Annotated in this window: 9 protein-coding genes and 1 tRNA gene; 6 read left to right on the plus strand and 4 right to left on the minus strand. The window is 41.1% G+C overall.

Annotated features, from left to right (window positions below; translation table 11 throughout):
- Positions 1-23: 23 nt before the first annotated feature.
- Positions 24-296, minus strand: a complete 273-nt coding sequence (locus tag RDN93_RS00870; RefSeq protein ID WP_005844385.1) for an HU family DNA-binding protein — start codon at positions 294-296, stop codon at positions 24-26.
- 210 nt (positions 297-506) lie between these two features.
- On the opposite strand from RDN93_RS00870, the gene RDN93_RS00875 reads away from it, so the two are divergent.
- The 5 genes from RDN93_RS00875 to secDF all read left to right on the plus strand — a co-directional run bounded on the left by RDN93_RS00875 (position 507) and on the right by secDF (position 8421).
- Positions 507-1184 (plus strand): rhomboid family intramembrane serine protease, encoded by a 678-nt coding sequence (locus RDN93_RS00875; RefSeq protein ID WP_005850228.1) that lies wholly within the window; start codon positions 507-509, stop codon positions 1182-1184.
- On the plus strand, positions 1165-2058 hold the full coding sequence (locus RDN93_RS00880) for a rhomboid family intramembrane serine protease (RefSeq protein ID WP_007833752.1): 894 nt from the start codon (positions 1165-1167) through the stop codon (positions 2056-2058). The genes RDN93_RS00875 and RDN93_RS00880 overlap by 20 nt, the downstream gene beginning before the upstream one ends.
- Positions 2059-2061: 3 nt before the next feature.
- Entirely contained in the window at positions 2062-3141 is a 1080-nt protein-coding gene (locus RDN93_RS00885) for an endonuclease/exonuclease/phosphatase family protein (protein ID WP_008666671.1), read from the plus strand.
- A gap of 26 nt (positions 3142-3167) precedes the next feature.
- Positions 3168-5255: a M3 family metallopeptidase gene (locus tag RDN93_RS00890; RefSeq protein ID WP_008666673.1), complete on the plus strand. Its 2088-nt coding sequence runs from the start codon at positions 3168-3170 to the stop codon at positions 5253-5255.
- A 178-nt stretch (positions 5256-5433) separates the two neighbouring features.
- Positions 5434-8421, plus strand: a complete 2988-nt coding sequence (gene secDF / locus RDN93_RS00895; protein WP_005844398.1) for a protein translocase subunit SecDF — start codon at positions 5434-5436, stop codon at positions 8419-8421.
- Positions 8422-8686: 265 nt separating this feature from the next.
- On the opposite strand, the gene RDN93_RS00900 is transcribed toward secDF, so the two are convergent.
- Complete coding sequence (locus RDN93_RS00900) at positions 8687-9751, minus strand: sugar kinase (RefSeq protein WP_117814735.1); 1065 nt, start codon at positions 9749-9751, stop codon at positions 8687-8689.
- Positions 9752-9898: 147 nt separating this feature from the next.
- Complete coding sequence (locus RDN93_RS00905; RefSeq protein WP_117814734.1) at positions 9899-10852, minus strand: NAD-dependent epimerase/dehydratase family protein; 954 nt, start codon at positions 10850-10852, stop codon at positions 9899-9901.
- Between the two features lie 170 nt (positions 10853-11022).
- On the opposite strand from RDN93_RS00905, the gene kbl reads away from it, so the two are divergent.
- Positions 11023-12213, plus strand: coding sequence for a glycine C-acetyltransferase (gene kbl, locus RDN93_RS00910; RefSeq protein WP_005844404.1), 1191 nt, complete (start codon positions 11023-11025; stop codon positions 12211-12213).
- Positions 12214-12283: 70 nt separating this feature from the next.
- Here the strand turns inward: kbl and RDN93_RS00915 are convergent.
- Positions 12284-12355 (minus strand) — tRNA-Arg (locus tag RDN93_RS00915).
- Positions 12356-12507 lie beyond the last annotated feature (152 nt).

Consider the following 12507-nt stretch of genomic DNA (forward strand, 5'->3'; position numbering starts at 1 on the left):
AGTCCTTTTATGTAAAATAGCAATTATTTAATTGCGTCTGCCAGTTCAGCACCTGGTTTGAACTTGGTTACTTTTTTAGCAGGAATAGTAATCGTTGCTTTTGTGGATGGGTTGATACCTGTTCTTGCACTTCTTTCAGCAACAGAGAATGTTCCGAATCCGATTAATGATACTTTGTCCCCTTCTTGGAGGGCTTTTGTTACAGTTGAAACGAAAGCTTCAACTGCTTTTTTTGCGTCGACTTTGCTCAAGCCGGCTTCAGCGGCGACTGCGCTGATAAGATCTGCCTTATTCATAACGAAAATGATTAATTATTAAATGTAACACAAAAGTTTTACCAAAATCAGTGACAAATATATGCTTTCAAAATTAGAAATCAAACAGATAGCCTAAAAAAGATGCTCCAAAAATCAAAAAAACGTAAGAGAACTCTTGTTTTCTGTTATATAACAGAATAAAATTGTAAATTTGCGCGCAATCAATGTTTTATAAGACGAAGAATATTTATGAACAGTATACCTACAGTAACCAAGAATTTATTGATAATAAATGTGTTGTGTTTCTTTGGCGGCGTGGTAGCCATGAAGTATGGAATTGACTTGAACGACCTGCTGGGACTGCACTTTTTTATGGCATCTGATTTTAATCCTGCCCAGTTGATTACTTATATGTTTATGCATGGCGGTTTCCAGCATATCTTTTTTAACATGTTTGCTTTGTGGATGTTTGGCCGTACGCTTGAACAGGTCTGGGGACCGAAACGTTTCTTATCCTATTATATGGTATGTGGTATAGGTGCGGGACTGGTGCAGGAGCTGGTGCAATATATACAATATGTGACTGAATTATCGCAGTATGACAGTGTGAATACGGGGATTGCCGTGATCCCGATGGCGGAGTACTTGAATCTGATGACTACAGTTGGCGCTTCGGGAGCGATATATGGTATTTTGTTGGCATTCGGTATGCTGTTCCCCAATAGTCAGATGTTTGTATTCCCTATCCCATTTCCTGTCAAGGCTAAATATTTTGTGATGGGATATGCTGCTTTGGAGATATTTTTGGGCTTGGGTGCTTCGACCGATGGCGTTGCCCACTTTGCACACTTGGGAGGTATGATTTTTGGCTTTATATTGATAATGTATTGGAGAAAAAAGAATAACAATGGGCAGTTTTATTACTGATTTGAAAAATAGTTTCAACAAAGGGAACATATATATCCAGTTTATATATATTAATGTAGGGGTATTCATTGTAACTTCCTTATTGGGAATTTTATGGATGCTGTTCAACCGGAATGGAGCATTTGTGCTTCAATATTTGGAACTGCCGGCCTGGACGTTGCAGTTTGTCAAGCAGCCTTGGTCTTTGCTGACTTATATGTTCATGCACGCAGGTATTTTGCATTTGCTGTTTAATATGCTGTGGCTTTATTGGTTCGGGCAGATGTTTCTGTCTCTTTTCTCGGCAAAGCATTTCCGCGGGCTCTATCTGTTGGGAGGTATTTGTGGCGGTTTGTTGTATATGATCGCTTACAATGTTTTCCCTTATTTCAGTGATTCTTTGTATTATTCTTATTTGTTGGGAGCATCAGCTTCCGTACTTGCTATTGTTGTGGCCACTGCGGTACGTGCACCGGAATATAGAGTAAACTTTATGTTTATTGGGACTGTTAGGTTGAAGTATGTGGCTCTGTTTATGGTTGTGACCGATTTGCTGTTTATGACATCGGGCAATGCCGGTGGCCATATCGCTCATTTAGGAGGTGCTTTGGCCGGATGGTGGTTTGCTTCCGGATTGTCCCGCGGACATGATGCTACGTCATGGATAAACCGATGCTTGGATTGCTTCTCGGAAGGTCTTTCGTTTCGTCGTCAATCGAAAAAACCGAAGATGAAAGTTCATTATGGTGATAAGGCAAAAGATTACGATTATAATGCCCGTAAAAAACAGCAAAGCGAGGAGATAGACCGTATATTGGATAAATTAAAGAAATCCGGTTATAACAGTCTGACTACCGAAGAGAAGAAAAGCTTGTTTGATGCGAGCAAGAAGTGATATATGAAATATATTGGTCGTTTTTTGGGATGGATACTACTGGGCATAAACTTGTGTATGGTGGTATTGTTACTGGTATGTGCTTACAGCCCTTATATTGATCCTGTGGCTCATCCGGTATGGTCATGTGCCGGTTTGGCTTTTCCCGCTTTTTTGATTGTTAATCTTTTGTTTCTGGTCTTCTGGTTAGTGATTTATCGTAAATATGCGTTGCTTTCATTTTTAGGCCTGGTATGTTCCATTGGTGCTATCCGTACTTATTTCCCAGTCAATGTATTTGTATCTGATGTACCGGAAGGGGCAATCAAATTCTTATCCTACAATACGATGGCCTTTGAAAAGAACCGTGCGAACACCAAGGATAATCCGAACCCTGTGCTGGAATATTTAAGAAACAGCAATGCGGATATAATCTGCCTGCAGGAATATATTGTAGGCGGACGCTTAACCAAGAAAGAGGTGGATTATGCTTTAAGAGATTATCCTTATAAAAATTATCATAAGATATCGGGGGCCAACGGTTTGGGTTGTTATTCCCGTTTTCCTATTTTGTCGGCACATCCGGTGAAATATGCCAGCCTTAACAATGGTTCCATTGCTTATAAAATCAAAGTGAATGGTGATACCTTGCTGGTTGTTAATAATCATCTGGAATCCAATAAGCTGACTGAGAAGGATAAAGAAGTCTATCGCGAAATGATGAAGGATCCTGATAAGCAAAAGGTATCGCAAGGGTCTCGTTTGCTGATCGGAAAACTGGCGGAAGCATCGGCTATACGTGCCGTTCAGGCTGATTCCATAGCTCGTTTGGTGGCCGGTTACAAAGGGGGAGGCATAATTGTATGCGGTGACTTCAATGATTCTCCTATATCATACACTCACAGGGTGGTAGGGGAAGGTCTGAATGATGCTTTTGTGGAGTCGGGAAACGGCTTTGGCATATCTTATAATCAAAATCATTTTTATTTCAGAATAGACAATATTTTATTGAGCAAGAATTTAAAATCTTACCGTTGTACGGTGGATAATACGATAAAGAGTTCGGATCATTACCCCATTTGGTGTTATGTGGCGGAGAAGTGATTTTACATACCTTTAATTGACAGATTATGAAAAGACTATTATTTACGTTAGCGACGTGTTGTGTAATGTGTGCATGTGAACAGAAAACAGAAATGAATCCGTTCTTTACGGAATTCCAGACCGAGTACGGTGCTCCCGATTTTACTAAGATCAGACTGGAGCATTATGAACCTGCTTTCTTGAAAGGAATAGAGGAGCAGAATGCGGAAATTAAGGCAATAGTTGATAATCCCGAGGAACCTACTTTTGAAAATACCATTGTGGCGCTGGATAAAAGTGGCGGGATTCTGGCGAGAGTAAGTGGGGTGTTTTTTGCATTGACCGAAGCGGATACAAATGATTCGTTGACGGCCTTGAATGAAAAGATGGCTCCTGTACTTTCAGAACATAGTGATAATATTTATTTGAATCAGGATTTGTATAAACGGGTGGCTGATGTGCATCAACAGGAACAGGAAGGTAAGATAACTCTTACGACTGAGCAACACCGGCTGTTGGACAAGTATTATAAAGCTTTTGTCCGTTCGGGTGCCGGACTGGATGCCGGAAAACAATCCCGTTTGAGGGAGATCAATAAAGAATTGTCGACTTTGGGGATTGCTTTCGACAATCATATCTTAAATGAGAATAACGCTTATCAGTTGGTTATCGAGAATGAGGCTGATTTGGCCGGGTTACCCGAATGGGTGAAAGCGGGGGCCGCAGAGGAAGCGAAAGCTGCTGGAAAAGAAGGGAAATGGCTATTCACTTTGCAAAACTCCAGTCGCTTGCCTTTTTTGCAATATGCTGAAAACCGTGAGCTAAGAAAAAATATTTATGAAGCTTATATCAACCGGGGGAATCATGATGATGCGAATGACAATAAAGAGATATTGGGAAAGATCATGGCATTGCGTTTGGAACAGGCAAAATTATTAGGATTCGATTGTTATTCCAATTTTGTACTGGATGAGAACATGGCTAAGAATTCGCAGACAGTCATGGATTTCTTGAACAACCTGTGGGGATACTCACTGGAAAATGCAAAGAAAGAGGCCGCCGAGTTGCAGAAAATAATGGATAAGGAAGGTAAGGGAGAGAAGCTGGCTGCATGGGACTGGTGGTATTATGCCGAAAAATTGCGTCAGGAAAAGTATGATTTGAATGAAGATGAAATCAAGCCCTATTTCAGTTTGGAAGATGTGCGTAGCGGATTGTATACCGTGGCCAACAAGCTGTATGGCATTACATTGACCGAACTGAATGATGTGCCCGTATATGAGCCGGATGTGAAAGTGTATGAAGTAAAGGATGCCGATGGCTCATTTTTGGGATTGTTCTATGCGGATTACTTTCCACGCGCAGGTAAGCGTGGTGGCGCATGGATGAGTAATTTTCGTGAACAGGCCGGTGAAGTACGTCCTTTAATTTATAATGTGGCAAGTTTTACTAAACCTGCAGGAAATATGCCTTCTTTACTGACTTTGGATGAGGTGGAAACCATGTTTCATGAGTTTGGACATGCATTGCACGGTATGCTGACCAAGTGTAACTACAAAGGAGTGTCCGGTACCAGTGTGGCGCAGGATTTTGTAGAACTTCCTTCACAGATTATGGAACACTGGGCTGTAGAACCTGAAGTGCTGAAACTCTATGCCAAGCATTATGAAACAAGAGAAGTGATTCCGGATGAGCTGATTACGAAAATCCAAAATCAGGGTACTTTTAATCAAGGTTTTATGACTACGGAATTATTGGCAGCCGCTTTGCTTGATATGGAACTGCATAACCTGACTGATACAGACAATCTGAATGTCGTTGCTTTTGAAAAAGAAACGATGGACAAGCTGGGGCTGATTCCTGAAATAGCTCCTCGGTATCGCGCCACTTATTTTAGTCATATTATAGGTGGATATGCTGCTGGGTATTACAGCTATCTATGGGCAGAAGTTCTTGACACGGATGCTTTTGAAGCGTTTAAAGAACATGGAGTGTTCGATAAAAATACCGCAGACTCTTTTCGTAAAAATATTCTAGAGAAAGGTGGAACGGAAGATCCTATGACCCTTTACAGAGGTTTTCGTGGGGCTGATCCCAGCTTGGAACCCTTGCTTAAAAACAGGGGTTTGAAATAAAATAGTCTGTGAGATAGAATAATTTAGGCTGCAAAAAATGCTTTTGCAGCCTTTTTTCTCTTTTGGAATCTAAATATTTGTGTTTGATACCGTGGGAATGTGAAAAAAAAACTATATTTGCAACCTTGTATAAACTAAGAATTAATCAAAAAGTAAAAATAATAAATTTCAAAGTAACATGCAAAACAAAGGATTTGTAAAGGTTTTTGCGGTATTACTCACCCTTGTATGTGTGTTTTATCTTTCTTTCTCTTTTGTGACCCGCTATCACATGGACAAAGCGGCACAAGACCCGAAAGGTGAAGCACATTACCTTGATTCTATGCAGAATGAAAAAGTTTATTTGGGTAGTTATACGCTGAAACAGTGTCGCGAGATGGAGATTGGTCTGGGTCTGGACCTGAAAGGTGGTATGAACGTTATTCTTGAAGTTTCTGTACCGGATGTAGTGAAGGCTTTGGCTGACAACAAGACTGATGAAGCTTTTAACAAAGCGGTTGCAGAAGCATCAAAACAATCTATCACTAGTCAGGATGACTTTATCACTCTTTTTGTAAAAGAGTATAAGAAACAAGCTCCCAATGGCAAATTGGCTGAATTATTTGCTACTCAGCAGTTGAAAGACAAAGTAACCACCCGCAGTTCCGACAGTGAAGTTGAAAAAGTATTGCGCGAAGAGGTAAAGGCTGCTATCGACAACTCTTATAATGTATTACGTACACGTATTGACCGTTTTGGTGTGGCACAGCCTAACATTCAGGCATTGGAAGGAAAGATGGGCCGTATCATGGTGGAACTGCCGGGTATCAAAGAACCGGAACGTGTCAGAAAACTGTTGCAGGGATCTGCTAACTTGGAATTCTGGGAAACTTTCGACGCAAAAGAAATAGTTCCTTATCTTTCTTCTGTAGATAACAGACTGCGTGATATTCTTGCCGTTGAAAGTGGTGCTGCTTCTGCTGATTCTGTAGCTACTGATACTGTTGCTGTAGCACAGGCTTCTGCAATTTCTGCTGCCGACAGTCTTGCAGCCGCATTGAAAGGCGAAACGGCAAGTAACTCTGCCGCAATGGAGCAGATGAAGAAAGAACATCCGTTGGCTTCTGTTCTCCAATTAAATCCGAATGGTTACGGGTCGGTGGTAGGTTATGCCGATTATAAAGATACTGCTCAGGTAAACCAGTACCTTGCTATGAAAGAAGTGAAAGAAATGTTGCCGAAAGATCTTCGTTTGAAATGGGGTGTAAAGGCTGCTGACTTTGACAAGCAGGGACGTATCTTTGAATTGTATGCTATCAAGTCTACTGAACGTAACGGACGTGCTCCGTTGGAAGGTGATGTGATCACTGATGCTAAAGATGAATATGACCAGTTCAACAAGCCTTGTGTCAGTATGTCTATGAACACTGACGGCGCACGCCGCTGGGCTGTTCTGACAAAGAACAATGTAGGCAAGGCTATCGCTATTGTACTGGATGGTTACGTATACAGCGCTCCGAATGTAAACGGTGAAATTACGGGGGGACACTCTCAGATTACCGGTAACTTTACCCCGGAGGTGACAAAAGACTTGGCTAACGTATTGAAGTCTGGTAAGATGCCTGCTCCTGCACGTATCGTTCAGGAGGATATTGTTGGTCCGTCATTGGGTCAGGAATCTATCAATCAAGGTATTATTTCATTTGTTGTTGCGTTGATTCTGTTGATGATCTATATGTGCGCTATGTACGGATTGATTCCGGGTATGGTTGCCAACTGCGCATTGGTTGTTAACTTCTTCTTCACATTAGGAATCCTTACCTCGTTCCAAGCTGCACTGACCATGTCTGGTATTGCCGGTATGGTGTTGTCATTGGGTATGGCTGTAGATGCTAACGTGTTGATTTATGAACGTACAAAAGAAGAATTGAGAGCCGGTAAAACTGTTAAGGCTGCTTTAGCAGACGGTTATTCTAACGCATTCTCTGCTATTTTTGACTCAAACTTGACATCAATTATCACTGGTATCATTCTGTTCTATTTCGGTACGGGTCCGATTCGTGGTTTTGCCACTACGTTGATTATCGGTATCCTCTGCTCATTCTTTACAGCAGTATTCTTGACCCGTATTGTTTATGAGCACTTCATGAATAAAGACAAGTGGTTGAACTTGACATTCACTACAGGGATCTCCAAGAATCTGATGCAGAACGTGAATTACAACTTTATGGGAATGATGAAACGTTCATTCACGGTATTCGGAGCGATTATCGTTATCTGTATCATTTCATTCTTTATCCGTGGTTTGGCGCAGAGTATTGACTTTACCGGTGGACGTAACTTCGTAGTTCAGTTTGAACAGCAGGTTGAACCTGAAACAGTGCGTGACCTGTTGAAGAAGAAAATCACAGAAGATAATGTACAGGCTATTGCTTTGGGTACAGACAAGAAGACAATCCGTATTACAACCAATTACCGTATTAATGAAGATTCTCCTACTATCGACTCTGAAATTGAAGAGTTCTTGTATCAGTCTTTGAAAGATGGTAACTTGCTGGGCGAAGGTACTACATTGGAAATCTTTATTGACCGTGATAATCGTGTCGGTGGTTCTATCATCAGTTCTCAGAAAGTAGGTCCTAGTATCGCTGATGATATCAAGACTTCGGCTGTCTGGTCTGTATTGTTTGCATTGGTGGCTATCGGTTTGTATATCTTGCTGCGTTTCCGCAATGTAGCTTATAGTGTGGGTGCGACTGTTGCATTGGCTGTCGATACTATTTTGATCATCGGTGCATACTCGTTATGTTATGGATGGGTTCCGTTCTCATTGGAAATTGACCAGACTTTTATTGGCGCTATTTTGACCGCTATCGGTTATTCTATCAATGACAAGGTGGTTATCTTTGACCGTATCCGTGAGTTCTTCGGTCTGTATCCGAAACGTAACCGTATGCAGTTGTTTAATGATTCATTGAATACTACTTTGGCTCGTACCATCAATACTTCATTAAGTACATTGATCGTATTGTTGTGTATCTTCGTGCTGGGTGGTGACAGTATCCGCAGCTTCGCCTTTGCAATGATTTTGGGCGTTGTGATCGGTACATTGTCTTCTATCTTCATTGCTGCTCCTATCGCTTACCTGACTATGGGTAACAAGATGCCGGAAGAAACAAAGGCATAAGAAAGTTTCTTTTAAGAAATAAATAAAAAGAGGAGGATGCTCATATCATGAGCATCCTCCTCTTTTTATAATGGTCGATTGGAATTGGTTTGTGGAAAAAGGGTAGATGAATCTTCTGTGGCTTCAAAAATTAACTTAAGTACATTGGGTAAGTAACTTAACTTGCTTGGCATTTCAACTTAACTTGCTTGTCCCATGAAGTTAACTTGCTTTTTTACGTTGTATCTTGCAGATCAATTCTGTTTGGCTATAATCATGAAAATAGTTATCTGACTACTCTTCCTGAAGTGTTTCCTTGCATTAACTCTTCCACTTCTTCTACTGTTACTTGATTGAAATCTCCATATATGGTATTTTTCAATGCAGATGCGGCAAGGGCGAATTCCAATGTTTTTTGGTCATTGTCGGGGTAGGTCAGCAAACCATAAATCATGCCGCCTACAAATGCATCTCCTGCACCCACACGGTCTACTTCATGGACAATATCGTAAATGCCGGTATGCCTTAATGTCCCTTTAGAATAAAGTATGGCTGCCAGCAGATTGTGATTGGAAGTGATGGTATTACGCAACTCCAGAAATATTTTCTGGCATCGGGGAGCTTGTTCTGATACTTTTTGACCGAATACTTTGAAACCGGACAAATCTAATGGATATGAGGTGTCTACAGCTTTAAAACCTACCGGGGGAATGCCGAAAATTTCTTTGTATTCGGGTTCTGCACCAAAAATGACATCACTATATTGAACAAGGGGGAGCATTACCTCTGATGCGGATTTACCGTAATTCCATAATTTTTTGCGGAAATTTAAGTCGCATGAGATTGTTAATCCCAGGCGGTCTGCTGTTTGCAGTGCTTCCAGGCAGGCATCTGCTCCTTCCTGTGACAGGGACGCTGCTATACCCGACCAGTGGAACCAGCCTGCATCGGAAAGAATCTTTTCCCAGTCTATCATGCCGGGACGTAAAGTGGCAAAGGAAGAGCCTTCACGGTCATATACTACATTGGAGTTACGAAATGCTGCACCGCTTTCCAGAAAGTATAATCCCATGCGTTTCCCACCATAAATAATGCCGTCTGTACCTAATCCGTAAGCTTGGAGTGAGTTTACGCAGGCTTGTGCCATTGCATTCTCGGGAAGTCTGGTAACGAATTCTGTGGGGATGCCGAAGTTGACCAGTGATATGGCTACATTCGCTTCACTTCCTCCATAAGTAGCAATAAACTCGTTTGTTTGGGAAAAGCGCTGGAAATTGGGGGCGGTCAGCCTTAGCATTACTTCTCCGAATGTAACGACTTTCTTGTTCTGGGTAATAGCTCTTGTATTCATAGTATGTTTTTAATCAGTATGTTAATTTGCACGAAGATACGATCAAAATTTTATATAAGTGCAAGAAATGTATAAAAATAGCCTTCTCTATTCTATATGGAACAGATAGAATAGAGAAGGCTATTTTATTTATTCAATATTAGTGGTTTATTTATTGAATCGTATTTTTAGTTTGGCAAGCATATCCTGTGTCATGCTGTCTAGATCATATTCCGGTTTCCATCCCCATTCCTCACGGGCACAAGTGTCGTCCAGTGAGTTCGGCCATGATTCGGCGATAGCTTGACGTAGCGGATCTACTTTGTACTCCATATGGAAGTCGAGCATATACTTCTTTATATTGTTATAAATAATTTCCGGATCAAAACTCATTGAAGCAATGTTGAACGAATTGCGATGAATTAGTTTGTCGGGATTCGCTTCCATGATTTCAATGGCTGCACGTAAACCGTCAGGCATATACATCATATCCATGAATGTACCGGCTGCAATAGGACATTCAAATTTTTCACCTTTTACAGCCGAATAATAGATGTCTACAGCATAATCAGTGGTCCCGCCACCCGGAGGTGTGACATACGAAATTAATCCGGGGAAACGAACGGAGCGGGTATCTACGCCAAAACGGATATGGTAATAATCGCTCAGTAATTCTCCTGATACTTTTGTAACGCCATACATGGTACGCGGATTACGGATAGTGTCTTGCGGGGTCTTGTCTTTAGGGGTGTTGTTGCCGAAGACACCGATAGAACTTGGGGTAAATACGGCGCAACCCATTTCGCGTGCTACTTCCAATACGTTGAACAGGCCTCCCATGCCTATTTTCCATGCTAGTTGAGGTTTGGCTTCTGCTACAGCCGATAGTAAGGCTGCCAGGTTGTAAATGGTGTCGATGTTGTACTTTGATACAGTTTCGGCAATTTGTTGTTCGTTGGTGATATCTACGATGGCAGAAGGGCCTGATTCTTTTAATTCCCCTTTAGGCTCAGCACCGGGAATATATCCGGCTACGATATTACCATTGTAAATACTTCTCAATTTCATGGTTAGTTCCGAACCGATCTGACCGGTGGAGCCGATAATTAATACATTTTTCATAGTTTGCTATTTGCTTTAAGTTTTCTTTTGGAAGCAAAGATAGATAGAAAACTGCATATTTTATCAAAATTTTCTCTATAATTTAATCGGATATCAAAAAAAAATAAGAACTTTGTCAAGTCAGACTGATTTTTAAACTTAAACTATATACTTAATAAAAAAACAAAGCTATGTATGGTAAAATGAAGGAGTTCCTTGCGAAGGAACTGGCTGATATTAAGGCAGCCGGATTGTATAAAAATGAACGTATAATTACCACACCTCAGCGTGCGGACATCAAGGTGAATGACGGAGAAGATGTGTTGAACTTTTGTGCCAACAATTATTTAGGTTTGTCAGATAATCAACGCTTGATCAATGCTGCCAAAGAGGCGATGGACACACATGGCTTCGGTATGTCTTCCGTACGCTTTATCTGTGGAACTCAGGATTTGCACAAACAGCTGGAAGCTGCCATTTCTGATTATTTTAAAACAGAAGATACTATACTTTATGCAGCTTGTTTTGATGCTAACGGTGGTTTGTTCGAACCGCTGTTTACAGAAGAAGATGCTATTATTTCAGATGCGTTGAATCATGCATCTATTATAGATGGTGTACGCTTGTGTAAGGCAAAACGCTATCGTTATGCCAATGCTGATATGGCTGACTTGGAACGTTGTTTGCAGGAAGCGCAGGCACAGCGTCATCGTATTATTGCTACAGATGGTGTATTCTCGATGGATGGTAATGTGGCTCCATTGGATAAGATTTGTGAACTGGCGGAAAAATATGACGCGTTGGTAATGGTGGATGAATCTCATTCGGCCGGTGTGGTAGGTCCTACAGGGCATGGCGTGGCCGAACAGTTTAATGCATACGGGCGTGTGGATATCTTTACTGGTACATTAGGTAAAGCATTTGGTGGGGCAATGGGAGGATTTACCACCGGTAAGAAAGAAATTATTGATATGTTGCGCCAGCGTTCCCGTCCTTATTTATTCTCTAATTCTGTAGCTCCTGCCATTATCGGTGCTAGTCTGGAAATGTTTAAGATATTGAAAGAAAGTGATGCTTTGCATACTAAGCTGATGGATAATGTGAATTATTTCCGTGACAGGATGCTGGCTGCCGGTTTTGACATCAAACCAACTCAGAGCGCGATTTGTGCTGTGATGCTTTATGATGCGAAACTGTCTCAGGATTTTGCCGCCAAGATGCAGAAAGAGGGCATATATGTAACCGGTTTCTATTATCCGGTTGTTCCGAAAGGACAGGCACGTATCCGTGTCCAGTTGTCTGCCGGGCATGAAAAGGCACATTTGGATAAGGCAATTGCTGCATTTATTAAAGTGGGCAAAGAACTTGGGGTGATTAAATAATCAGATTTGAAAGCTATCCAGTAAAATAAGAGCAGTAAACGGTTGTATAACAATTGTTTACTGCTCTTTGTAGCCCCGAGGGGAATCGAACCCCTATCTAAAGTTTAGGAAACTTCTATTCTATCCGTTGAACTACAAGGCCCCTTTATGGGTACAAAGGTACTTCTTTTTGTTAAAATGGCAATATGAAAGATTGAAAAATGTCTTAAGTGGGAAGAAAATAATCCTTTCTTTGTTGTTTTGTTGTTTTTTGTCTGTTTTTTATAATCTAATAATGTTGTTATTCTGCTATAA

Source organism: uncultured Bacteroides sp. (genome assembly GCF_902491285.1).
Lineage (GTDB): Bacteria > Bacteroidota > Bacteroidia > Bacteroidales > Bacteroidaceae > Bacteroides.

What these genes read in the sequence shown, in the direction of transcription:
- RDN93_RS00870 (WP_005844385.1), bottom strand. Translation starts at nt 296, where the DNA reads ATGAATAAGGCAGATCTTATCAGCGCAGTCGCCGCTGAAGCCGGCTTG.
- RDN93_RS00875 (WP_005850228.1), top strand. Translation starts at nt 507, where the DNA reads ATGAACAGTATACCTACAGTAACCAAGAATTTATTGATAATAAATGTG.
- RDN93_RS00880 (WP_007833752.1), top strand. Translation starts at nt 1,165, where the DNA reads ATGGGCAGTTTTATTACTGATTTGAAAAATAGTTTCAACAAAGGGAAC.
- RDN93_RS00885 (WP_008666671.1), top strand. Translation starts at nt 2,062, where the DNA reads ATGAAATATATTGGTCGTTTTTTGGGATGGATACTACTGGGCATAAAC.
- RDN93_RS00890 (WP_008666673.1), top strand. Translation starts at nt 3,168, where the DNA reads ATGAAAAGACTATTATTTACGTTAGCGACGTGTTGTGTAATGTGTGCA.
- secDF (WP_005844398.1), top strand. Translation starts at nt 5,434, where the DNA reads ATGCAAAACAAAGGATTTGTAAAGGTTTTTGCGGTATTACTCACCCTT.
- RDN93_RS00900 (WP_117814735.1), bottom strand. Translation starts at nt 9,751, where the DNA reads ATGAATACAAGAGCTATTACCCAGAACAAGAAAGTCGTTACATTCGGA.
- RDN93_RS00905 (WP_117814734.1), bottom strand. Translation starts at nt 10,852, where the DNA reads ATGAAAAATGTATTAATTATCGGCTCCACCGGTCAGATCGGTTCGGAA.
- kbl (WP_005844404.1), top strand. Translation starts at nt 11,023, where the DNA reads ATGTATGGTAAAATGAAGGAGTTCCTTGCGAAGGAACTGGCTGATATT.